At 63.9% G+C, this 21944-nt stretch carries 19 protein-coding genes and 1 pseudogene; 7 read left to right on the forward strand and 13 right to left on the reverse strand.

Going from position 1 to position 21944, the window contains the following annotated elements:
* Positions 1-105 precede the first annotated feature (105 nt).
* Positions 106-381, reverse strand: a complete 276-nt coding sequence (locus F6X40_RS29600) for a hypothetical protein (RefSeq protein WP_187630255.1) — start codon at positions 379-381, stop codon at positions 106-108.
* A 53-nt stretch (positions 382-434) separates the two neighbouring features.
* On the reverse strand, positions 435-1193 hold the full coding sequence (locus F6X40_RS29605; RefSeq protein WP_187630270.1) for a Mut7-C RNAse domain-containing protein: 759 nt from the start codon (positions 1191-1193) through the stop codon (positions 435-437).
* A 93-nt stretch (positions 1194-1286) separates the two neighbouring features.
* Between F6X40_RS29605 and F6X40_RS29610 the strand changes: the two genes are divergently transcribed.
* The gene (locus tag F6X40_RS29610; protein ID WP_184034705.1) at positions 1287-2156 is read left to right on the forward strand and encodes an NAD(P)-dependent oxidoreductase; all 870 of its coding nucleotides are present in this window, start codon (positions 1287-1289) and stop codon (positions 2154-2156) included.
* Between the two features lie 106 nt (positions 2157-2262).
* Positions 2263-2898: a LysE family translocator gene (locus F6X40_RS29615; protein ID WP_187630256.1), complete on the forward strand. Its 636-nt coding sequence runs from the start codon at positions 2263-2265 to the stop codon at positions 2896-2898.
* Between the two features lie 242 nt (positions 2899-3140).
* Here F6X40_RS29615 and F6X40_RS29620 read toward each other — a convergent pair.
* The 4 genes and pseudogenes from F6X40_RS29620 to F6X40_RS29635 form a co-directional block, all read right to left on the reverse strand.
* A pseudogene (locus tag F6X40_RS29620) lies at positions 3141-3413 on the reverse strand (OmpW family outer membrane protein); the annotation flags it as partial.
* Positions 3414-3522: 109 nt separating this feature from the next.
* Positions 3523-4470 (reverse strand): N-acetyl-gamma-glutamyl-phosphate reductase, encoded by a 948-nt coding sequence (gene argC, locus F6X40_RS29625; protein WP_184034699.1) that lies wholly within the window; start codon positions 4468-4470, stop codon positions 3523-3525.
* A 222-nt stretch (positions 4471-4692) separates the two neighbouring features.
* Positions 4693-5265 carry a flavodoxin family protein gene (locus tag F6X40_RS29630; RefSeq protein ID WP_026225500.1) on the reverse strand — a complete coding sequence of 191 codons (573 nt, stop codon included), beginning with the start codon at positions 5263-5265 and terminating at the stop codon, positions 4693-4695.
* Positions 5266-5356: 91 nt separating this feature from the next.
* Positions 5357-5953 carry a YbhB/YbcL family Raf kinase inhibitor-like protein gene (locus F6X40_RS29635; protein WP_184073532.1) on the reverse strand — a complete coding sequence of 199 codons (597 nt, stop codon included), beginning with the start codon at positions 5951-5953 and terminating at the stop codon, positions 5357-5359.
* A 269-nt stretch (positions 5954-6222) separates the two neighbouring features.
* Here F6X40_RS29635 and F6X40_RS29640 point away from each other — a divergent pair, with 269 nt between their 5' ends.
* Complete coding sequence (locus tag F6X40_RS29640; RefSeq protein WP_187630271.1) at positions 6223-6912, forward strand: response regulator; 690 nt, start codon at positions 6223-6225, stop codon at positions 6910-6912.
* Positions 6913-7056: 144 nt separating this feature from the next.
* Here the strand turns inward: F6X40_RS29640 and F6X40_RS29645 are convergent, their stop codons facing one another.
* Positions 7057-7743 carry an orotate phosphoribosyltransferase gene (locus F6X40_RS29645; protein ID WP_184073530.1) on the reverse strand — a complete coding sequence of 229 codons (687 nt, stop codon included), beginning with the start codon at positions 7741-7743 and terminating at the stop codon, positions 7057-7059.
* Positions 7744-8055: 312 nt separating this feature from the next.
* Here F6X40_RS29645 and F6X40_RS29650 point away from each other — a divergent pair, with 312 nt between their 5' ends.
* A complete protein-coding gene (locus tag F6X40_RS29650; protein WP_187630257.1) occupies positions 8056-9294 on the forward strand; it encodes an MFS transporter in 1239 nt (412 codons plus the stop codon).
* Between the two features lie 360 nt (positions 9295-9654).
* On the forward strand, positions 9655-11937 hold the full coding sequence (locus F6X40_RS29655) for an NADP-dependent malic enzyme (protein WP_184073528.1): 2283 nt from the start codon (positions 9655-9657) through the stop codon (positions 11935-11937).
* Between the two features lie 159 nt (positions 11938-12096).
* On the opposite strand, the gene F6X40_RS29660 is transcribed toward F6X40_RS29655, so the two are convergent.
* The gene (locus F6X40_RS29660) at positions 12097-15693 is read right to left on the reverse strand and encodes an indolepyruvate ferredoxin oxidoreductase family protein (protein WP_187630258.1); all 3597 of its coding nucleotides are present in this window, start codon (positions 15691-15693) and stop codon (positions 12097-12099) included.
* A gap of 387 nt (positions 15694-16080) precedes the next feature.
* On the opposite strand from F6X40_RS29660, the gene F6X40_RS29665 reads away from it, so the two are divergent.
* Complete coding sequence (locus F6X40_RS29665; RefSeq protein ID WP_184056361.1) at positions 16081-16266, forward strand: hypothetical protein; 186 nt, start codon at positions 16081-16083, stop codon at positions 16264-16266.
* Positions 16267-16404: 138 nt separating this feature from the next.
* On the opposite strand, the gene hppD is transcribed toward F6X40_RS29665, so the two are convergent.
* Entirely contained in the window at positions 16405-17502 is a 1098-nt protein-coding gene (gene hppD, locus F6X40_RS29670) for a 4-hydroxyphenylpyruvate dioxygenase (RefSeq protein ID WP_187630259.1), read from the reverse strand.
* Positions 17503-17691: 189 nt separating this feature from the next.
* Here hppD and F6X40_RS29675 point away from each other — a divergent pair, with 189 nt between their 5' ends.
* Entirely contained in the window at positions 17692-18189 is a 498-nt protein-coding gene (locus F6X40_RS29675; protein ID WP_184034682.1) for an Lrp/AsnC family transcriptional regulator, read from the forward strand.
* A 98-nt stretch (positions 18190-18287) separates the two neighbouring features.
* Here F6X40_RS29675 and F6X40_RS29680 read toward each other — a convergent pair whose 3' ends face one another.
* The 4 genes from F6X40_RS29680 to paaE form a co-directional block, all read right to left on the reverse strand.
* The gene (locus F6X40_RS29680) at positions 18288-18956 is read right to left on the reverse strand and encodes a GNAT family N-acetyltransferase (protein ID WP_184073522.1); all 669 of its coding nucleotides are present in this window, start codon (positions 18954-18956) and stop codon (positions 18288-18290) included.
* A 278-nt stretch (positions 18957-19234) separates the two neighbouring features.
* The gene (locus F6X40_RS29685) at positions 19235-19846 is read right to left on the reverse strand and encodes a TetR/AcrR family transcriptional regulator (RefSeq protein WP_184073520.1); all 612 of its coding nucleotides are present in this window, start codon (positions 19844-19846) and stop codon (positions 19235-19237) included.
* A 17-nt stretch (positions 19847-19863) separates the two neighbouring features.
* Complete coding sequence (locus tag F6X40_RS29690; protein ID WP_187630260.1) at positions 19864-20679, reverse strand: DUF1835 domain-containing protein; 816 nt, start codon at positions 20677-20679, stop codon at positions 19864-19866.
* 175 nt (positions 20680-20854) lie between these two features.
* A complete protein-coding gene (paaE, locus tag F6X40_RS29695) occupies positions 20855-21943 on the reverse strand; it encodes a 1,2-phenylacetyl-CoA epoxidase subunit PaaE (RefSeq protein WP_184034674.1) in 1089 nt (362 codons plus the stop codon).
* Position 21944: the final 1 nt, after the last annotated feature.

Consider the following 21944-nt stretch of genomic DNA (forward strand, 5'->3'; position numbering starts at 1 on the left):
TTGCCGGTCGGTGCAGCCGGTGACGGCAGATGCGTTGCCAGCAAAAAGGCCAGAGCTCGCGCTCTGGCCTTTTTGCTGTTGCGGCGGATATTGCGCGCGGGAAGATCAGCCCGCGAGCCCGCGCCGGATCACTTCATCCAGCAGCCCGTTCAGGCCGTCCGGATGTCTGGCGGCGCGCGTTTTCAGCTCCTCCACCAGCTCGCCGTTGAGCTTGCACGCAAACGGGACGAGGCCTTGCGCCTGATCGAGCTTGCGCTGCTCGCGCCGGTCGATCTTCGGCTCGGTCGCCGCGTTCTTGCCACCGCGGTTAGCGGTCGCCTGTTTCATCGCGTTGCCCAGTTTCAGCGCCTTGTTCTTTTCAAGGTCGGTTTTTTTCATCATCGGAAAGGCCTCTGCCAAATAGATCAACCCGCATTGTACGCAAGCGCGGGGCGTCAGCCGACACCGTCCGGTGCGCCGGCGGAGACGCTGTCCATCAACGCGCGCATCCTCTGCCAATGCGTGCCTTCCCAGAACACGCGTCCGCATACATCGCAGGTCACGAAGCGGCTGTGCCGCTGCAGCACGCCGCGCGGCACGCGCGGGCCGGCTTCCTCGCGTGCGATGCGTCGCAGCGGCGCGTTGCATACGAGGCATAGCCGAAACGGTTGCGCGCTGCGCGCGAGATCGAGCCGGTCGAACACTTCGCGCAACTGCTCGCGCGGCCGCAGCGCGCGCACGTAGCAGCCATGCGTGATGTTGCGGCGTTTGAGCAACTCGCGGTCGCGCGTCAGCACGATGCGCTGCTGCGCGGCGGCGAGCGCCTCGATATCGGCGTCGGGAAAGTGGTTGTCGTACAGCGTATCGAAGCCCGCAAGCCGCAGAAGCGGCGCGAGGCCGCCGAGATGCGCATCGGCGATGAAGCGCATCACGCGCAACGGCCGCTCGCGCACGCGCAGCAGTGGCTGGATGTCGAGCGCCTCGAATTTCGGATAGACCGCGACGCGGTCGCCGTCGGCGAGCGGATGATCGAAACCGACCGAGTCGCCGTTCACCAGTATCAGTTCGACCTCGGTATGCGGCGCACCGAGCACTTCGATCATGTGCTTGGTCGTTGCGCCGCGCGCGCAGACGCAGGTGAACGCGCGCCGGCGCAGCGGCCGGGCGATGAAGTCGTTCAGCTCCTCGTAGAAGCGGAATGTCGCGGTGACCATGCCTGCAGTATCGCACCGCTCGGGTTGCGCGTTGTCCTGCGCTTGTCGCATGAGTGTGCTCTACTTCGGGTTCTATAGAAGACGGAGCGATAGATGGACATCGGTTTTATCGGTCTCGGCGAGATGGGCGCCGCGATGGTTGCAAACATTCTGAAAGCCGGGCACCAGGTGCGCGTGTGGAACCGCTCACCGGAAAAGGCTCAGCCGCTGGCCGGGCTGGGCGCGCAAGTCGTCGCGACGCCGGCTGAAGCGTTTGCGGGCGACGCCGTGTTCTCGATGCTCGCCGACGATGCCGCGCTGCGCGAAGTCATCACCGCGTCGTTGCTCGAACATGCGCCGCGCGGGCTGATCCACGCGAATATGGCGACGATTTCCGTGGCGCTCGCCGAGGAACTGGCGACCGCGCACGCGTCGCGCGGCGTGCATTACGTCGCCGCACCGGTGCTCGGGCGGCCCGACGTCGCGGCCGCGGGCAAGCTGACGATCGTCGCGGGCGGCCCGGCCGAATCGATCGACCGGATCCAGCCGATTTTCGACGCACTCGGCCAGAAGACCTGGCGCATCGGCTCGCTGCCGCAGCAGGCGAACGTGATGAAGCTGGCCGCGAACTTCATGCTCGGCGCGGCGATCGAGACGCTCGGCGAAGCGGCCGCGCTCGTGACGGGCCACGGCCTCGCGATGCAGGACTTTCTCGACGTGATCACGAGCGGTCTGTTCCCGGGACCGGTGTACTCGGGCTACGGCAAGCTGATCGCCGAGCAGCGCTTCGAGCCGGCGCTGTTCAAGGCGCGTCTGGGACTGAAGGACGTGCGCCTCGCGCTCGCCGCCGCCGATGCGGTGACGACGCCGATGCCGGTCGCGAGCGTGGTTCGCGACAGCCTGATCGAGGCGATCGCGCACGGCGACGGCGAGAAGGATTTCGCGGTGCTGGGTCAGGTCGCGACGCGCCGGGCCGGCCGCTGACGGCGCTGTCGATCGCCCGACGCGAGCGATCGACGCAGCGTGGCCGCATGAGTCACGCTGGGCGGCAAGGCATAATAGCCGCCCGATCCCCCTACACCCGATTTCGATGACTCTGCATACCTGGTGGCTGTTCGCCGCCACCGTTTTCGTCGTTTCCGCGATTCCCGGTCCCAACATGCTGCTCGTGATGACGCACGGCGCCCAGCACGGCCTGCGTCGCGCGAGCGCGACGATGGCCGGTTGTCTGTCGGCGCTGGTGCTGATGCTGGCGGTATCGGCGGCGGGGCTCGGCGTGTTTCTGGCGGCATGGCCGACCATGTTCAATGCACTGCGCATGATCGGCGCGGCCTACCTCGTATATCTGGGCATCAAGGCATGGCGCGCGCCGGCCGACGAAACCGCCGCGCACAACGTCGACGACCTGACAGCCCGGCCCGCGCGCTCGCGCTTCGCGCTATTTCGCAACGGCTTTCTGGTCGCGAGCAGCAATCCGAAGGCGATCCTGTTCGCGGCCGCGCTGCTGCCGCAATTCATCGATGCAATCCAGCCGAAGTTGCCGCAGTTCGGCGTGCTGCTCGCGACGTTCGCGTCGATCGAGGTCAGCTGGTATCTGGTGTATGCGGGTTTTGGCACGCGCATCGGCGCCAGGTTGAAGAGCCGCAGCGTCGCGCGGATGTTCAACCGGCTGACGGGCGGTGTGTTCGTCGGTTTCGGCGCGATGATGGCGCTGGTGAGGCACTAAGCACCGCGCGTGTCGGTAGACAAGGGAAAACTGAGCCGTACCCATGTGACCGTTGTATGTCTGCAACATTGAGGGTCAACCCTAATTTGCATGTTGCAACGCACCAAGCGGTCTGCTATAGTTCGTCTTGTCTCCTCCATGTCTCCTCTGATATGGATTCAGCCCGCCAACCTAGGTGGGCTTTTTTTTGCCCGGAATTCGCCGCGCGCCCAAAGCGGCGTCGCGACCGCGGAAAATCAAATTCAGAACTTATACGACACGGCCAGGAAGGAAATGATCGGGTTTGCGCCCAGATCCGCCTTCGACATACCAAGCTCCGTCCCATCGGCCGCCTTGATGATGACCGACGACGTCGTCTTCAGCGGGATATACGTGACCGACGCAACGAGCCCCCAGTGCTCGGTGATGTTGTAGGCAAGGCCCGCGTTGAACACCGGCGCCCACGACGACGCCTTCGCCGACACCTGCGGCAGCCCCGGCTTGCCCGCACCGGCGGCGAGTATGGCGCCGAGGCTACCAGGCAGAAATGTCTTGTATCAATTTTAATGAGCGGGCTTTAAAACAAAAAAGCCGGTCTGCAAAGACCGGCTTTTTTCGTGGCACCGCGGATGCGGGTCGACTCGCCTAGCGTTTCAAACCGGTGTCTTCGGCCGCGCCGATCGCGAGATTCATGCACTGGATCGCCGCACCCGACGCGCCCTTACCGAGATTGTCCAGCCGCGCGACGGTCACGAAGCGCTCTTCGTTGCCGAACACGAACAGGTCGACGCGGTTGGTGTCGTTGTTCGCCTGCACATCGAAGAAGCCGTTGTCGAGACTCGCGTCGGCGTTGAATGGCGCGACGTGCACGAACGCTTCGCCCGCGTAGTATTCGGCGAACTGAGCCTGCACGTCCTGCGGCGTCGTCTTCTTCGCGAGCTGGCCGGGCGAGAAGTACGTGGTGACCGCGAGGCCCTTGTAAAAGTCGCCGACGATCGGCGTGAAGATCGGCGCCGACTTCAGGCCCGTATGCGTGGCCATTTCCGGCAGGTGCTTGTGCGTGAGGCCGAGCGCGTACGGGCGCGGGCTCTTGAGTCTGTCGTTGCCGCCGGCCTCGTAGTCGGCAATCATCTTCTTGCCGCCGCCGCTGTAGCCAGTGATCGAATAGGCGTGCGCGGCGAACTCGGGCGCGACGACGCCGCCTTCGACGAGCGGGCGCATCGCGAGCACGAACGCCGAGGCGTGGCAGCCCGGCACGGCGATGCGTTTGGCGGTGCGCAGGCGCTCGCGCTGCGAGCGAGCCAGCTCGGGCAGGCCGTAGGCCCAGTCGGGCGAGGTGCGGAACGCGGTGCTCGCGTCGATCAGCACCGTGCGGTCGTTCTCGACGAGCGAGGCCGACTCGCGCGAGGCGACATCGGGCAGACACAGGAACGTGACGTCCGACGCGTTGATGAGACGACGGCGCTCGTCCAGGTCCTTGCGCTTCGCTTCTTCGATACGCAGGATTTCGACGTCGGCGCGCTGCGACAGGTATTCAAAAATTTTCAGGCCGGTCGTGCCTTCCTGTCCGTCGACAAAAACTTTCGTGCTCATCTCGATCTCACTCGCTGGAAACGGGGCGCGACGCCGCGCCGGAACGTTATTTTAAGACGTCATCGCCGCGACCGTGCGGTGCAGCGCGAAAAAACGACGATGCGCGCACAACGTGACGTTGGCGTGACCCGTTGCGCGGCGAATGCGGGCTGATGACCGAAGATGAACCGCCGATGAGCCGCGACGTCGTTTCGGCGCCGTTCAGCCATTAGCCGCGCGCCGCTACCCGCGCGGCGCGATCCAGCGCGCGGTGACGCCCGCAATGCGCGCGCCGAATAGGCGCGCGGTTTCGAGATCGCCCGGCGGCGGCGCTTCGTCGGGCGACGCATCGGCCGCCGATTGCGTAAGCAGTCCGGTAAAGCCGCCGACGAAGTTCAGATCGTTGCGCGTCGCGGCCTTCGTGTTCGACGGCATCATGCCGGTGCCGGCCCAGATCATGCTGTGCTGCATCGCCAGCGTGACGAAGTACTGGATGGTCGAGAACTTGTCGCCGTTCATCGTCGCCGAGTTCGTGAAGCCGGCTGCGATCTTGTCTTTCCACGCCTGCGCGAACCACGGTTTCGAACTGGCGTCGGCGAACTTCTTGAAGTCGGCCGACGGGCCGCCCATGTAGGTCGGCGCGCCGAAGATCAGCGCGTCGGCGGCGGCGAGTTCGTCCCACGAGGCGTCGTCGAGGTCGCCGACCGGCATCATCTTCGCCTGCGCACCGGCTTCCAGCGCGCCCGCGAGCACGGCTTCGGCGACCTTCTTCGTGTGGCCGTAGCCACTGTGATAAACGATGACGATCTTCGACATGAAGTGCTCCAGCAAAGCGATCGGGAAGGCGAACGGCGCAAGCCAGGCGATGCGGCGCGGCGGCGCCCCATCACGACCGCGACGGCCGCCACTAGCGCCCGTAATTGACCTCGAGCCGCGCGCTGCCGATCGCGGCCGTGCCGATCTCGTGATCGAACATCAACGCGGGACGTCCTTGCGCGAGACGCAAATCGGCCGAGTTCAGCGCGTACACGGTGATGATATAGCGATGCGGTTTGCCGGGCGGCGGGCACGGGCCGCCATAGCCGTCGGTATCGAAGTCGTTGCGCGCTTCGACCGCGCCGAGCTTGCCCAGGAAACCGGACGAGCTCGCATTCTCGGGCAGGCTGTCGACCGTGGCGGGGATGCCCGCGACCGCCCAGTGCCACCAGCCGCGCCCCGGCGCGTCCTCGTCGAACATCGTGATCGCGAAGCCGCGCGTACCGGCCGGCGCGTCGCGCCATGAGAGCTGCGGTGAACGGTTGCCGCCCTTGCAGTCGTTCCGGTCGAACACCTGCGCATTCTGCACGGTGCCGCCCGCGCGTACGCTCGCGCTCGTCAGCGTGAACGGCTCGTCGGCCCGCGCACCGGCACTATGCGCTGCGAATAGCGCGAGCATCGCGCCGACGGCGAGCGATTGATGCCGCCAAGATGAAGCCAGCGAAACAACCAGGCAACGCACGCGCATATGCCGGTTCTCCTGTAAGGGCGCGAGGCGCGGGTGCTCGCGACTGTCGTTGTCCTGAATTGTGCCCCACGGTCGAATCAAGTCTAACATCAGCGCTGATTAGCTCTGCGACGCAATATGTTCGCGTGCCGCGGAATTCGCAGACAGGAAATCAGCTATAGTAAGGGGGTTGTCGCGCGACCCTTACTGCATTTGACTCGTTTAAATAGCGAGCGTCAAAAGCAGTGTTAGAAGTTGTGGAGACCGGTTTATCCGTCCAGAGGAGGACGATGCAAGTTTCACTCAGGGTCATGGTGGCAGACGATCATCCGGTTATTCTGTTTGGCGCTGAAAATGCGCTGCTCAAATTTCCCGGTATGCAAGTCGTTGGGCGCGCAAGGCAGTCGACTGAACTTATCAAAATGTTGCAATCCACCGAATGCGACGTGCTCGTCACCGACCTGGCCATGCCGGGCGGTCAGTACGGCGACGGCTTGCAACTCATCGACTATTTGCGCCGCAATTTCCCGAATCTGCCGATCGTCGTGCTCACCATGCTCGAGAACGCCGCATTGCTCAAACGGCTCAAGGAACTTGGCGTGACGTCGGTCGTGAACAAATCGGACGATCTCAGCCATATTGCGCTTGCGGTACAACACGTGGGCCGTCGTATGACCTATATGAGTCCGTCGGTGAAAACGGTGCTCGATGGGTTGCGGGTCAATTCAGCCGGCAAGCGCGACGACTCGAAGCTGTCGCGGCGCGAACTCGAAGTCGTGCGCCTGTTCGTATCGGGTATGACGATCAAGGAAATATCGGAGCGTTTGAATCGCAGCATCAAGACGATCAGCACACAAAAAAACGCGGCCATGCGCAAGCTCGGAATCGATCGCGACTCCCAACTATTCCAGTATGCGCAGAGCAATGGTTTGCTGAATCTTTCGTCGAACTCGAGTAAGGACATCGCGAACCAGTCCTGATATCGGGCCTCGTTTCGTCCGCCTGGTAATCGGCGATAAACAATCGGCGATAAAAAAAGCCGCCTGTTGCGAAACAGGCGGCTTTTTCATTCAATCCGCATAAAGCGGCTACGTTTTTATTGTCACTGCCTTAGCGCGATGGCTTTATTGCGGCGTAGACGTCGCACCGCCATGTGCAGCGGACCACTCGGCCGGCGCGTGCAGGAATTTTTCCACTTCGTCGATCGTCTTCGTGTCGAAGTAGTTGTTCTGCTTCGCGACGCGCAGCACGTCCCACCACGTGGCGAGCGCGTGCAGATCGACGTCGATGTCTTTCAGCACCGACACGCTTTCCTTGAAGATGTTGTAGTGGAACAGCACGAAGCAGTGGTTCACCGTCGCGCCGGCGGCGCGCAGCGCGTTGATGAAGTTGATCTTGCTGCGGCTGTCGGTTGTCAGGTCTTCGACGAGCAACACGCGCTGGCCTTCGGTCAGCAGACCTTCGATCTGCGCGTTGCGGCCGAAACCCTTCGGCTTCTTGCGCACGTACTGCATCGGCACCATCAGGCGGTCGGACAGCCATGCCGCGAACGGGATGCCCGCGGTTTCGCCGCCGGCGACCGCGTCGATCTGCTCATAGCCGACGTCGCGCAGGATCGTCGCTTCGGCCATTTCCATCAGGCCGCGGCGCACACGCGGATACGAGATCAGCTTGCGGCAGTCGATGTACACCGGGCTCGCCCAGCCGGACGTGAAAATATACGGTTTCTCCGCATTGAAATGCACTGCTTGCACTTCGAGCAGCATCTTGGCGGTGGTGTCGGAGATCGTCTGGCGATCGAAGCCTGTCATGGGCGGATCCTTCGGAGTGAGCGGGGGAGAAGCGGGCGCTGGGCCCGGTGGCGCAGCAAGCGGGGTATGCCGCGCCATGCTGGGCGGGATACGCGGCCGGGGGAAGAGCACAGACCGGCTTTTGCTGCGCGCGTGGGCCGCTATTTTACCTGAAATGGGTCGCACCGAGGAGGCCGTCGTGCGCGGCGGCGCAGCCGGCGGGCGCTTTGGCGCGCGCATCGTCTTGTGACCGGGTGAGGCCGCCTTTACACTCACGCGACTTTCCCGGGACGCTTCCCACCCAGCCGCCTTCAGACCTACGGAATGCTTTCAATGAACGCCGCTCCACCCGCCTCCGCCACCGAAACCCGCTCCGCCGTCGAACCGGGCTATGCGGGCCGCGCGCTGCTTGCGTCGGTGCTGGGCTATGCGATGGACGGCTTCGATCTGCTGATTCTCGGCTTCATGCTGCCGGTGATCGCCGCCGACCTGCATCTGAGTTCCTCGCAGGCCGGTGCGCTGGTCACATGGACGCTCATCGGTGCGGTGGCGGGCGGCGTGCTCTTCGGCGTGCTCAGCGATTATTTCGGCCGCGTGCGCATGCTGACGTGGACGATCCTGATCTTCGCGGTGTTCACCGGCCTGTGCGCGCTCGCGCAAGGCTACACGGACCTGCTGATCTATCGGACCATCGCCGGGATCGGGCTGGGCGGCGAATTCGGCATCGGTATGACGCTGGTCGCCGAAGCGTGGCCGGCGTCGCAGCGGGCGCGGGTGTCGTCGTATGTCGGGCTCGGCTGGCAGCTTGGCGTGCTGGCGGCCGCGTTGCTGACGCCGCTGCTGCTGCCGGTGATCGGCTGGCGCGGCATGTTCGCGCTCGGGCTGCTGCCGGCGGCCGTGTCGTTCTTCGTGCGGCGCCGCGTCGAGGAGCCGGCGATTTTCAACCAACGCGTCGCGCGCGGCATGCGCAAGCTGCCGCTGAAACTGCTGTTCGTCGATGGACGCACGACGCGCGCGAGCCTCGGCGTCACGATCCTGTGCTCGGTGCAGAACTTCGGCTATTACGGGCTGATGATCTGGCTACCCAGCTATCTGTCGAAGACCTTCGGCTACTCGCTGACCAAATCGGGGCTGTGGACCGCCGCGACGATTCTCGGCATGGCGGCCGGCATCTGGCTATTCGGCATCGCCGCCGACCGCTTCGGCCGCAAGCCGACGTTCCTGTTCTACCAGGCGGGCGCCGTCGTCATGGTGTTCGTCTATGCGCAACTGACGACGCCGATGGCGTTGCTGATCGGCGGCGCGGCGATGGGGGTGTTCGTCAACGGCATGATCGGCGGCTACGGCGCGCTGATTTCGGAGCTCTATCCAACCGATGCGCGCGCCACCGCGCAAAACGTGCTGTTCAACGCGGGTCGCGCGGTGGGCGGCTTTGGGCCGGTCGTCGTGGGCGCGCTGGCGGCGCGCTACTCGTTCGGCGCGGCGCTCGCGCTACTGGCGTCGATTTACCTGCTCGACATCCTCGCGACCCTGGTTCTGATACCTGAGCGACGCGGCGCCGAACTCGACTGACCGCGTCGACGAAGCGCGTCCTTCAATCGCTTCGAATACTGCGAATGCGTGGACCATGCGGCCCGCATGGCGCCTCGCCGCGTGGCGGAAAAGCACGGCCGGGTCGTGGCGACGCAGCGTCCTGAGCGCCTGTTTCGCTAATGGCGAGTCCTGTTAACCACTCAGTGCATCGACACGTCCGGGGTGTACACTGATCGACCCGCGAAGCACTCCACATCGTCCCGTGTTCGTCGAGGTAAGCCGTCGCGCCTGACCGGGCGCGTGCGAAAACCGCCTCGGTCGTCTATCCGTCCGACAGATGAAAGCGCTGCAACGATGTGTGTCGCCGGGCCCAATCACTTACGTCTCGCAGGCCTAGAAATGGACGAACAACTCAAGCAAAGCGCTCTCGCATATCACCAGAATCCGAAACCTGGCAAGATTTCGGTGACGCCTACCAAGGCACTGTCGAACCAGCTGGATTTGTCGCTCGCGTATTCGCCGGGTGTGGCGGCAGCCTGTATGGCAATTCACGAGGAACCGCTCGACGCGCAGAAGTACACGTCGCGCGGCAACCTCGTCGGCGTGATCACGAACGGCACCGCTGTGCTCGGCCTCGGCAACATCGGCCCGCTTGCCGCGAAGCCGGTGATGGAAGGCAAGGGGTGTCTGTTCAAGAAGTTCGCGGACATCGACGTGTTCGACATCGAGCTGAGCGAATCCGATCCGGACAAGCTCGTCGAGGCGATCGCGATGCTCGAGCCCACGCTGGGCGGCATCAACCTCGAGGACATCAAGGCGCCCGAGTGCTTCTACATCGAGAAGAAGCTGCGCGAACGTATGAAGATTCCGGTCTTCCACGACGATCAGCACGGCACCGCGATCATCGCGTCGGCGGCGATCCTGAACGGCCTCAAGGTGGTCGGCAAGAGGCTCGACGAAGTGAAGCTGGTCTGTTCGGGCGCGGGCGCGGCGGCCATTGCGTGTCTGGATCTGCTCGTCAATCTCGGTCTGTCGAAGCAGAACATTCTCGTCGCCGACTCGAAGGGCGTGATCTACGAAGGGCGCGGCAACCTCGATCCGTCGAAGGAGCGCTATGCCGCGCACACCGAAGCGCGCTCGCTCGCCGATGCGATCCGCGGCGCGGACGTGTTCCTCGGCTGCTCGAGCGCAGGCGTGCTGAAGCCGGAGATGGTCGCCGAAATGGGCTCGCAGCCGCTGATTCTCGCGCTCGCGAACCCCGAGCCGGAAATCCGTCCGGAAGAAGCGCGCAAGGTGCGCCCGGACTGCATCATCGCGACCGGCCGGTCGGACTATCCGAACCAGGTCAACAACGTGCTGTGTTTCCCGTTCATCTTCCGCGGCGCGCTCGACGTCGGCGCGACGACGATCACCGAAGAAATGAAGCTCGCGTGCGTGCGCGCGATTGCCGAACTGGCCGAGGAAACCGACCAGGGCGATGAAGTCGCGAAGGCCTACGAAGGCCACTCGCTCGAATTCGGTCCCGAATACCTGATTCCGAAGCCGTTCGATCCGCGCCTGATCATCAAGATCGCGCCGGCCGTCGCGCAGGCCGCAATGGATTCGGGCGTCGCGACCCGCCCGATCCAGGACATGGATGCGTACCGCGAACAGCTCGGCGCGACCGTCTATCGCTCGGGCATGGTGATGCGGCCGGTGTTCGCGGCGGCGAAGTCGGCACCGGCGCGCATCGTGTTCGCGGAAGGCGAAGACGAGCGCGTGCTGCGCGCCGCGCAGTTCGTGCTGCTCGAAAAGATCGCCAAGCCGATCCTGGTCGGCCGTCCGTCGGTGATCGAGATGCGTCTGAAGAAGATGGGCTCGAAGCTCAAGTGCGGTGAAGACGTCGAGATCGTCGATCCGGAAGACGATCCGCGCTATCACAAGTGCTGGCAGGCGTATCACGAACTCGGCGCGCGCGAAGGCGTGACGCCGGACGTCGCGAAGGCCGCGATGCGCAAGTTCAACACGCTGATCGGCGCGATCCTCGTGCGCCTTGGCGAAGCGGACGGCATGATCTGCGGCATGATCGGCCAGTACCACACGCATCTGAACTTCATCGAGCAGGTGCTCGGCAAGGCCGACGACGTCGAGAACTTCGCCGCGATGAATCTGCTGATGCTGCCGGGCCGTAACCTGTTCATCTGCGACACGTACGTCAACGAAGTGCCGACCGCCGAGCAGCTTGCCGACATGACGATGCTCGCCACGCGCGAAATCGAGAAGTTCGGCATCACGCCGAAGGTCGCGCTGCTGTCGAACTCGAACTTCGGCAGCGCGCCGTCGTCGTCGTCGCAGCGCATGGCCGCGGCGCGCAAGCTGATCACGCAACGCGCGCCGTCGCTCGAAATCGACGGGGAAATGCACGGCGACGCGGCGCTGTCGGAGGCGGTCCGCAAGGCCGCGTTCCCGGGCACGACGCTCGCCGGCGAAGCGAATCTGCTGATCATGCCGAACGTCGAAGCGGCGAACATCGCGTACAACCTGCTGAAGGTCGTGGGCGGCGAGGGTGTGACGGTCGGGCCGTTCCTGCTGGGTGCGGAAAAGCCGGTGCATATCCTGACGCCGGCCGCGACCGTGCGCCGGATCATCAACATGACGGCGGTTGCCTCGGCGAACGCGCGCGAGTCGGTGAACGCGAAGTAACGTGTATCACGTGAGGTTGGCGTGGGCGCAGCAGTAACGCGCGCGCGGCGGCCTGGGCAGAAGCGCTACGGAACCCCGGTTCCGTAGCGCTTTTTTGCGCCTGAAAAAAAGCGGCGGTCCGTGCAGACCGCCGCTTTTCGGTTCAGCTGGGAGAGTCGATCAAGCCGCGTGCTGCGTCTTGCCCGCATCCGGCGAACGCCAACGCGCGAGCAGCTCGTTCCACTTGATGCGCACGCCTTTCAGGTTGTTTTCCTTCACATGCCCATAGCCGCGGATGCCGTCGGGCAGATTCGCGAGCTCGACCGCGAGATCGCGTTTCTGAGAAGTCAGCCCGCCGATCAGCTCACGCACCAATGCCTCGTATTCGCCGATCAGCGCGCGCTCGGTGCGACGCTCCCCGGTGTTGCCGAACACGTCGAACGCGGTGCCGCGCAGGAACTTGAGCTTCGCGAGCACGTGCATCGCGCGGAACATCCACGGGCCGTACTTCTTCTTCACCAGATGGCCGTGCGCGTCCTTCTTCGATAGCGTCGGCGGCGCGAGATGCAGGTGCAGCTTCCAGTCGCCTTCGAACGTCGCGTTCAGTTTTTCGATGAACGCCGGGTCGCTGTACAGACGTGCGACTTCGTATTCGTCCTTGTACGCCATCAGCTTGTGCAGGTTCTTCGCGACCGCCTCGGTCAGCGGCATTTGGCCGTCGGCGGAATCGAGCGCTTCTTCCGCGGCTCGCACCTGCGACACCAGCGCGCGATAGCGCTCCGCGTACGCACGGTTCTGCCAGGCGGTCAGATAGTCGGCGCGCTTGTCGATCAGCGTGTCGAGCGCCTTCGGCGTATGCAGCGCGATGATCTTGCCGTCCGCGCTGTCGGCCGGATCGCCGCGTCCCTGCGTTTGCGCGAGCTTGCGTACCGCCGCCAGATCGTGCGCGGCACGCCGGCCCCATTCGAACGCCGCGCGGTTCTTGTCCACCTGCACGTTGTTCAGCTCGATCGCGCGAATCAGCGACTCGTGCGTGAGCGGCACCCAGCCGCGCTGCCACGCATAGCCGAGCACGAACGGGTTCGTGTAGATCGCGTCGCCGAGCAGCGCGACGGCGAAGTAATTCGCGTCGACGGTCGAGACGTTGTCATCGCCGGCCGCGGCGCGCACGTCGGCTTCGGTGCTGCTGCCGGGGAAGCGCCAGTTCGGGTTCTTGATCAGCTCGGCCGTCGGCGTGTGCGCGCTGTTCAGCACGACGCGCGTGCGATCCGCGTGCATCCGCGACACGCATTCGTCGCTGGCGGTGACGATCGCGTCGCAGCCGATCACGAGGCTCGCTTCGCCCATTGCGATGCGGGTCGCGTGGATGTCGGCGGGCTGCTTCGCGATCTGCACGTGGCTCATCACGGCGCCGCCTTTCTGCGCGAGGCCGGTGACGTCGAGCACCGTGACGCCCTTGTTCTCGAGATGCGCGGCCATGCCGAGCAGCGCGCCGATCGTGACGACGCCCGTGCCGCCGACGCCCGTCACCAGAACGCCGTACGGACGGTCGATGGACGGCAACTCGGGATCCGGCACCGGCGGCATTTCGGCGCCGGCGCCCGACGCCGCCTTCGGCTTGCGCAACTGGCCGCCTTCAACGGAGACGAAGCTCGGGCAGAAGCCGTTCACGCACGAGAAGTCCTTGTTGCAGGTCGACTGGTTGATCTGGCGCTTCGTGCCGTACTCAGTATCGAGCGGTTCGACCGACAGGCAGTTCGACTTCACCGAGCAGTCGCCGCAGCCTTCGCACACCGCTTCGTTGATCACGACGCGCCGTGCAGGATCGGGATACGCGCCGCGTTTCCTGCGACGGCGCTTTTCGGTCGCGCAGGTCTGGTCGTAGATCAGGATCGTGGTGCCCGGAACCTCGCGCAGCTGACGCTGCACGTCGTCGAGCTGGTCGCGGTGGTGAATGTCGACGCCGGGCGCGAGGCCGACGTTTGCCGCGTACTTCTCCGGCTCATCGGTGACGATGACGATCTTCGCCGCGCCTTCGGCGGCGAGCTGATGCGTGATCTGCGGCACGCTCAGCACGCCGTCGACCGGCTGGCCGCCCGTCATCGCGACCGCGTCGTTGTACAGCAGCTTGTAGGTGATGTTCGCCTTCGACGCGATCGCCGCGCGAATCGCGAGCAGCCCCGAGTGGAAGTAGGTGCCGTCGCCGAGATTGGCGAACACGTGCTTGTCGTTCGTGAACGGCGCCTGGCCGATCCACGCGACACCTTCGCCGCCCATCTGGCTGAACGTGCTGGTGCTGCGATCCATCCAGACCGTCATGTAATGACAGCCGATGCCGGCCATCGCGCGCGAGCCTTCCGGCACGTTGGTCGACGTGTTGTGCGGGCAGCCCGAGCAGAACCACGGCTTGCGCTCGACTTCGACGCGCGGCCGCGCGAGCGCCTTTTCCTTCGCCTCGATCACCGCGATGCGCGCGGCAATGCGGGCGCGCACATCCGATGGCAGATCGAACTTGTCGAGCCGCGTGGCGATCGCCTTCGCGATGATCGCGGGCGACAGCTCGTAGTGCGCCGGCAGCAGCCAGTTGCCCATCGGCACCGACCATTCGCCGCCCGCGCCGTCCTTCTCGTCGAACTTGCCGAATACGCGCGGGCGGTGCGCGTCGGGCCAGTTGTACAGCTCTTCCTTGATCGCGTATTCGAGGATCTGGCGCTTTTCCTCGACCACCAGAATTTCGTCGAGACCGCGTGCGAAGGCCTGCGCACCTTGCGCTTCGAGCGGCCACACGCAGCCGACCTTGTACAGCCGGATGCCGATGCGCGAGCAGGTTTCGTCGTCGAGACCGAGGTCGGTCAGCGCCTGGCGCACGTCTAGATAAGCTTTGCCGCCGGTCATGATGCCGAAGCGCGCATGCGGCGAATCGATTTCGACGCGGTCGAGTTTGTTCGCTCGCACGTAGGCGAGACCCGCGTACCACTTGTAGTCGAGCAGACGCGCTTCCTGCACGAGCGGCGGATCGGGCCAGCGGATGTTCAGCCCACCGTCGGGCATCACGAAGTCTTCCGGCAGGATGATGTTGGTGCGGTGCGGATCGATATCGACCGATGCGGACGATTCGACCACGTCGGTCACGCACTTCATCGCGACCCAGAGGCCCGAGTAGCGGCTCATCGCCCAGCCGTGCAGGCCGAAGTCCAGATATTCCTGCACGTTCGACGGAAACAGCACCGGCAGCCCGCATGCCTTGAAGATGTGTTCGGACTGATGCGCGAGTGTCGAGGATTTGGCCGCGTGATCGTCGCCGGCGAGCACGAGAACGCCGCCGTGCCGCGACGAGCCGGCCGAGTTGCCGTGCTTGAAGACGTCACCGGACCGGTCGACGCCGGGGCCCTTGCCGTACCACATCGAAAACACGCCGTCGTATTTGGCGCTCGGGTACAGATTGACCTGCTGCGAACCCCACACGGCGGTGGCCGCGAGGTCTTCGTTGACGCCGGGCTGGAACACCACCTGATGCGCGGCCAGATGCTTTTTCGCTTTCCACAGCGACTGGTCGAGCCCGCCGAGCGGCGATCCGCGGTAGCCGGAGATGAAGCCGGCCGTGTTGAGGCCGGCGGCGCGGTCGCGTTCCTGCTGCAGCATCGGCAGACGCACCAGCGCCTGGATGCCGCTCATGTACGCGCGGCCGCGATCGAGGGTGTATTTGTCGTCGAGCGTGACGGAAGACAACGCGGCTTCGAGCGAGGCTCGCTGACCTGCGTCTAGCGGGGCATTCATTATGTGTACTCCTCCACTTCAGCTTGGGATCACCAAAACTTTTCTGGCCCCCGGCATCTCGTGAATGCTGGGGCCGGGGTCGTCATATTGACGGGTTTTAAGCGATGGTAGCACTGGTGGAAACCCGCCGCAGCGGATCAAAAATCGCCCGCGCACGATCTGATTTCGGCCGGTTTCGCGACGAGTTGCCTACGTGTTGTCAGCAGTTGTCGCGGATTTCCGCCGGAATGGAGTTGTATTGCGCCTGCGCGTGTAACAAGCTGTAAAACCTACAAATTTGCGGAACCGCAGTGAAAACGACTGTCTAATCCCGACCTGCGAGCGATGCCGAACGCCGCGCATTCTGTGCAGCTTCTGGACAGCAGGGCAGTTAGAAAAGGAGTACGCATGAACACAAGAAACATCCAGACCTTCCTGATGGTTTCCGCCGCTTTCTTCGCGATGAGCGCGCCGGTGCGCTCGAATCCGGGCAGCACGGGGGCACTGTCGAACGCGATCATCCGCACGGCGCAGGTGGCGCCGGCGCGGGTCGACGGTGCGATCGGCAGCGATCTGTACAGGCAGAATTCATGACGCACCGCATCGCGCGCGTCTAGTGACGACCGGCCGCCGTTCCGAACAGAGCGGCGGCGTTGCAACGCAAAAGGGCGAGGATCCTGCGATCCTCGCCCTTTTTTCTTCTTCGCGCCGATCAGGCGCGAGTCTCCGTGGTCAGGTCTTGTCCTGCACGACGCCGCGGCGAATCTGATCGAGCTCGATCGATTCGAACAGCGCCTTGAAGTTGCCTTCGCCAAAGCCCTGGTTGCCCTTGCGCTGAATGATCTCGAAGAAGATCGGGCCGATCTGGTTTTCGGTGAAGATCTGCAGCAGCAGATCGTCCGGTGCGCCGTCGATCAGGATCTTGCGCTTGCGGAGTTCCTCGAGCGGCTCGCCATGATTCGGCACGCGTCGGTCGACGAGTTCGTAGTACGTGTCGATCGTGTCGAGCAGTGAAATGTCCGATGCGCGCAGGCCGTCGACGGTGCGGTAGATGTCGCTGCTGCCGAGCGCGATGTGCTGGATGCCTTCGCCGTGGTACGCGTCCAGGTATTCCTGGATCTGACCGGCGGTGTCCGAGCCTTCCTCGTTGATCGGAATGCGAATCTTGCCGCACGGCGAGGTCATCGCTTTCGACTTGACGCCCGTCACCTTGCCCTCGATGTCGAAGTAGCGCACCTCACGGAAGTTGAACAGGCGCTCGTAGAACTCCGCCCATTCCTGCATGCGGCCGCGATGCACGTTGTGCGTCAGGTGATCGATATAGGTCAGGCCGTGGCCGACCGGGTTCGGGTTCGCGCCCGGAATCGGCTCGAAGTCGACGTCGTAAATGTCGATATCACCGATGCTGTTCGGCGTCGCGCCGTTCTTGCCGCGCCAGCGGTCGACGAAATAGATCAGCGAATCGCCAATGCCCTTGATCGCCGGGATGTTCAGCTCCATCGGGCCGGTCCTGTTGTCGAAACCCCATGCGCCTTTTTCGAGCGCTTGGGCGTAGGCCTTCGCGGCGTCCTGTACGCGAAACGCAATCGCGCAGATCGACGGGCCATGCAAGCGCGCGAAGCGCTGTGCAAACGAATGCTTCTCCGCGTTGACGATGAAGTTGATGTCGCCCTGACGATACAGCATCACGTCCTTGTGACGATGCCGCGCGACGGCCGTGAAGCCCATCCGTTCGAACAGCTTGCCGAGCGCTTTCGGGTCCGGCGCCGTGTATTCGATGAATTCGAAGCCGTCAGTGCCGACAGGATTTTCCCAAGTTGAAACCTGCATCGTCAGTCTCCAATCCCATGCAAGAGGGTTGCCGAGGCGCGCTGGCGGTGAGCGCGCGGGACGGTCGGCTGAGCGCGACCGGATGGGGCAAGTGTAGAACCGCGATGAAGACAAAAACTTGCGAACTTAATCACGCGTCGCTACGCTTGAGCCAGTTTATGGCTCTATTCGAACGACACGTGGCAGAACATGGCTATTGGCGAGATAGACGCGATCGATCGACGCATTCTGGCGATCCTTCAGGAGAATGGCCGGCTGTCGAATCAGGAGATTGCGGAACGGATCAATCTGTCGCCGAGTCCGTGCCTGCGGCGGATTCGCCGGCTCGAGGAAAGCGGCGTGATTCGCGGCTATGTCGCGCTGCTCGACGCGCAGCGTCTCGGGCTTGACCTGCTCGCGTATGTCAGCGTGCGGCTGGAGAAGGGTGGCGGTCGCGCGTTCAGTCCGCATGGCGAGGCCACGCACGCCGATCTGTTCGGCGCGGCCGTGCAGACGTGGCCCGAAGTTGTCGCATGTCACGCGATGACGGGTGAGATGGATTACCTGCTGCGCGTCCAGGTGGAGGACATGGCGCACTTTTCGCGCTTCGTGCAGGATCAATTGCTGCGGCATCCATCGGTGATCGATGTGAAATCGAGCTTTTCGCTAGAAAAGATCAAGGAAACGACAGCGCTGCCCATTTTGTAGGCTTCACGCGCACGGTCCTACGCGTGGTGTTGATTGGGTACAGATAGAAAAAAGGCGACCTTGCGGCCGCCCCAATCTCATTTCCCCGTAGCGATTATTCAGGCAGCGACAGCCACCGGCATGAACGACTCGAACAGTCGCGATGCCTGGCGTGCGTGGCGCTTGAGCGCGTAATCGAACACGGCGGCCTGCTCCTGCAGCATTTCCGCGAGGATGCTCGACTGATCGGCCGGCGACAGCGTCAGATAGGCGTCGGCCTCGCCGTACGCGTACTCGATCTTCATGCCGGCCTTCCTGGCGATGTGCATCATGGTCGAATTGCGCGCCAGGCAGTGGATGTACAGCGTCGTCACATGCGTGTTGCGGCTGCGGATCGCGGCGCGCTCGAATAGCCTCGAGCCGATACCGATGCCGCGTGCGCTTTCGAGCACGGAGACGCCGAATTCGGCGGTGCGCTTGTTGCCTTCGGCCGGCAGGTAGGCCAGATGGCCGACGCCGCTCAGTTCCAGCTTGCTGTTGAACACGCCGAACACGGTGTCGCGCGTAAAGTCGATCGCGCGCACGTAGTTTTCGATCACATGGTTCGGCACGACCTGGCCGAAGCGCAGCAGACGGTCTTCTTCGTCGAGCGCGAGGAAGTGAGCAAGCAGGCGTTCGCGATCGGCGGCGGTGAGTTCACGGACCAGAGCGTGCGCGCGTTCAGCAGGCAGCGACGCGCGATCGTTCGGCGCGATCGGCTCGGTGTTGCGATGGGTCAGCATGTTCATGGTCGGGTTCTCCTTTTAATCAGGCGGCGTTGTGCACCGCAAAACCGATTTTAACGGAAACCTAAGCCATTCACTAGGGAAAACCCGTATCAAAAGTCGAGGTGAATACCTGGAGCGCTGGAACCCTAAATTTAATTATTTGATTTTAAACAGAAGTTAAAAGTGATCGTACGTTCGTGACACGATGCTGCATGGATTCCCTGCGCTGATTTATTTGGTCTGCATGTTGTTGCTTTGCAACATCCAGTGCGCGGGTTGCGATCTGTTCAGACCATCGTCTACTTGGCCGGCGCGCTGCCGAGACCATGCTCGACCATGCCGACCACCTGCTCGGCGAACTCGCGATAGCCCATCCGGCCGTCCGGCTTGAGCCACGTGAAGGTCCAGTTGATCATGCCGAACACCATCATCGTCAGCGCGGTCTGGTTGTCGCGTGTCGCGCGTTCGGGATAGGCGCGCACGAGCTGCCGCGCGAAGGCGGCGACTACGTCGCGCTGACGGTTTAGGATGATCTCGCGCTGCGAATCGACCAGATACTTGACATCGTTCAGCAGCGCGACGTGCCGGCTGTGCGACGTCTCATACTCGGACAGGAACGCGCGGATCAGCTCCGCGAAGGTTTCTCGCTCGCTCAGTTCGCGCCGCTGGCTCGATCCTTCCACCTCGGCGATGATCAGCATCAGGCGCTTCGTGTAGCGATCGAGCAGATCGAACAGGATTGCTTCCTTGCTCTCGTAATAGTGATAGAGGCGCGCTTTCGAGGTGCCGCTCGCCGCGGCAAGATCGGCCATCGAGGTGCTTGGATAGCTGGTCTGCGCGAACTTCGCGGCGGCCAGTTCGAGAATCTGCTCGCGTTGGGTTTCGTGGTCGGGGGCTCGGGTGCGGGCCATATTCGTCTGTTCTTATCTTATTGGGGTGAGCAGGGGGCGGATGCCGCGCGCAGTTCGAGCGAGCGCCATACGTTCGCATCGCCGCGCAGGCGGATGCGCCGCAGCGCCGCGAGTTCGCGCATGCGCCACAGCACGATGCTGTCGCTGACGAGGAACCACAACCCGGCGGTCATCACATAGGCGGCGACGCGCGCGGCGGGCTGCCAGTCATCGGTTGCGCGGTCGAGGATCAGCGCGTCGATTTCGGCAACGCTGCCGCTCGTGAAGGTGTTGTCACGCCAGCGCCGCGTCTCGCCGTTCGCCTGTTTGACCTCCTGCCATTCGAGCGCGAGCCGGCTGATGCGCAGCACGGAAATCGGCGCGGCGTCCGGCAGGTGTGTCTGCAATACGTCCGGCGCAAACATGCCGACCGATGTCGCGCGATCCTTGCGGGTATGCGCCCACGCTTGCGGATCGGTGAGGTCGGCGATCGACAGACGCACTTCGTTCAAACGCTGCGGGCTGTTGCGCACCAGGTAGCAGACGCGGCGCAGCATCAGTTGATCGGACGCGCTTTCGGCGTGCCACACCACGAGATTCGCGGTGCTGCTGGCGAGGCCGTCGAGCACCGCGGCCTGTTCTCGGAACTCGCGCACGAAGTCGCGTTGCGTGTCCGCGCTGACGCGTTCCCAGAAGTCGGCGCGCACGTGCGCAGTGTCGTCGACGCCGCGTAACGGGCCGACCGCCAGATCGTCCCGCAGCGGCTGCACGCGATCGTCGCGGCCCGCCTGGTCCAGCGCGGTACGCAGCGACTCGGCGGCGACATCGCCGTTGGTGAGGTGAATCGTGCTCATGGGCAAGGGCTTGCAGTGACGTCAGCAGCTGTAACAAAAAGAGGCCGCTCGCCGACTGGAACCCGATGTCCCGATCGATGAGCGGCCCCTAGTTTAAGCGGATCGCGAAACGGCCGAAAGCGGTGGCGGACGTCATAGGAGGGCAGTCCGTACCTAGGCCACGAAAGCACTCGACTCAACGTTCGTCGTAACTGACGACGACCTTGTCGCTAACCGGATGACACTGACACGTCAGCACGAACCCGTCGCGGACCTCGTGTTCTTCGAGCGTGTAGTTCTTTTCCATCTTCACTTCGCCCTCGAGCACCTTCGCGCGACAGGTGCAGCACACGCCGCCCTTGCACGCATACGGCAGCGCGAGACCGGCGCGCAGCCCGACGTCGAGCACGCTCGTGCCCTGATACGGCAGGCGCAGCTTGCGGCGCTTGCCGTCGAGCACGATTTCGAGCTCGGCCGCGGGGGTGTCCGCGGTGATCTCGACGGGCGGCACGCCCGCCTGCGGCAGCGGCGTGCCGAAGCGCTCGACGTGCACCTTCGCGGGCGGCACGCCGGCTGCCTTGAGCGCGGCCTCGGCCGCATCCATCATCGGCGCGGGGCCGCAGATGAACGCTTCGTCGATCGCGTCGGCCGGCAGCAGCTGCTCGATGAACGCCGCGCATTTTTCCTGGTCGAGCACGCCGTTAAACAGCTCGACGTCCTGCAGGTCGTCCGACAGCACGTGATACAGCACGAAGCGGTTCATGAAGCGGTTCTTCAGATCCTCGAGCTCCTCGGCGAACATGATCTGGTCGACGCTGCGGTTGCCGTAGACGAGCGTGAAGGTGCTGCGCGGCTCGACTTCGAGCGTCGTCTTGATGATCGCGAGCACCGGCGTGATGCCCGAGCCGCCCGAGAACGCGAGGTACTGCTGCCCCTGTTCCGCGTTCAGGTGCGTGAAGAAACGGCCGTCGGGCGTCATCACGTCGATCGTGTGGCCCGGCTGCAGCGTGTCGAACGCGAAGTTCGAGAAACGCCCGCCGCGCACGCGCTTGATGCCGATGCGCAACTCGCCGTCGCGATCGTAGTCGGTGACGCCCACGCAGATCGAATACGAACGGCGCGTTTCCTCACCGTCGATATGCGTCTTCAGCGTGACGAACTGGCCCTGCGTGAAGCGATAGTGGTCGCGCAGTTCGGGCGGGACTTCGAAGGCGACCGAGACCGCATCGGCGGTTTCGGGGCGCACTTCGCGGATACGCAGCGGATGGAATTGCGGGGTCGCCATA

Origin of the sequence: Paraburkholderia sp. UCT31 (assembly GCF_014397655.1) — a bacterium.
In the GTDB taxonomy this organism is placed as follows: Bacteria; Pseudomonadota; Gammaproteobacteria; order Burkholderiales; family Burkholderiaceae; genus Paraburkholderia; species Paraburkholderia tuberum.

Bases quoted from the DNA above. Each gene is read 5' to 3' on its own strand.
- F6X40_RS29600 (WP_187630255.1), bottom strand. From the start codon at position 381: ATGATGAAAAAAACCGACCTTGAAAAGAACAAGGCGCTGAAACTGGGC.
- F6X40_RS29605 (WP_187630270.1), bottom strand. From the start codon at position 1,193: ATGGTCACCGCGACATTCCGCTTCTACGAGGAGCTGAACGACTTCATC.
- F6X40_RS29610 (WP_184034705.1), top strand. From the start codon at position 1,287: ATGGACATCGGTTTTATCGGTCTCGGCGAGATGGGCGCCGCGATGGTT.
- F6X40_RS29615 (WP_187630256.1), top strand. From the start codon at position 2,263: ATGACTCTGCATACCTGGTGGCTGTTCGCCGCCACCGTTTTCGTCGTT.
- argC (WP_184034699.1), bottom strand. From the start codon at position 4,470: ATGAGCACGAAAGTTTTTGTCGACGGACAGGAAGGCACGACCGGCCTG.
- F6X40_RS29630 (WP_026225500.1), bottom strand. From the start codon at position 5,265: ATGTCGAAGATCGTCATCGTTTATCACAGTGGCTACGGCCACACGAAG.
- F6X40_RS29635 (WP_184073532.1), bottom strand. From the start codon at position 5,953: ATGCGCGTGCGTTGCCTGGTTGTTTCGCTGGCTTCATCTTGGCGGCAT.
- F6X40_RS29640 (WP_187630271.1), top strand. From the start codon at position 6,223: ATGCAAGTTTCACTCAGGGTCATGGTGGCAGACGATCATCCGGTTATT.
- F6X40_RS29645 (WP_184073530.1), bottom strand. From the start codon at position 7,743: ATGACAGGCTTCGATCGCCAGACGATCTCCGACACCACCGCCAAGATG.
- F6X40_RS29650 (WP_187630257.1), top strand. From the start codon at position 8,056: ATGAACGCCGCTCCACCCGCCTCCGCCACCGAAACCCGCTCCGCCGTC.
- F6X40_RS29655 (WP_184073528.1), top strand. From the start codon at position 9,655: ATGGACGAACAACTCAAGCAAAGCGCTCTCGCATATCACCAGAATCCG.
- F6X40_RS29660 (WP_187630258.1), bottom strand. From the start codon at position 15,693: ATGAATGCCCCGCTAGACGCAGGTCAGCGAGCCTCGCTCGAAGCCGCG.
- F6X40_RS29665 (WP_184056361.1), top strand. From the start codon at position 16,081: ATGAACACAAGAAACATCCAGACCTTCCTGATGGTTTCCGCCGCTTTC.
- hppD (WP_187630259.1), bottom strand. From the start codon at position 17,502: ATGCAGGTTTCAACTTGGGAAAATCCTGTCGGCACTGACGGCTTCGAA.
- F6X40_RS29675 (WP_184034682.1), top strand. From the start codon at position 17,692: ATGGCTATTGGCGAGATAGACGCGATCGATCGACGCATTCTGGCGATC.
- F6X40_RS29680 (WP_184073522.1), bottom strand. From the start codon at position 18,956: ATGAACATGCTGACCCATCGCAACACCGAGCCGATCGCGCCGAACGAT.
- F6X40_RS29685 (WP_184073520.1), bottom strand. From the start codon at position 19,846: ATGGCCCGCACCCGAGCCCCCGACCACGAAACCCAACGCGAGCAGATT.
- F6X40_RS29690 (WP_187630260.1), bottom strand. From the start codon at position 20,679: ATGAGCACGATTCACCTCACCAACGGCGATGTCGCCGCCGAGTCGCTG.
- paaE (WP_184034674.1), bottom strand. From the start codon at position 21,943: ATGGCGACCCCGCAATTCCATCCGCTGCGTATCCGCGAAGTGCGCCCC.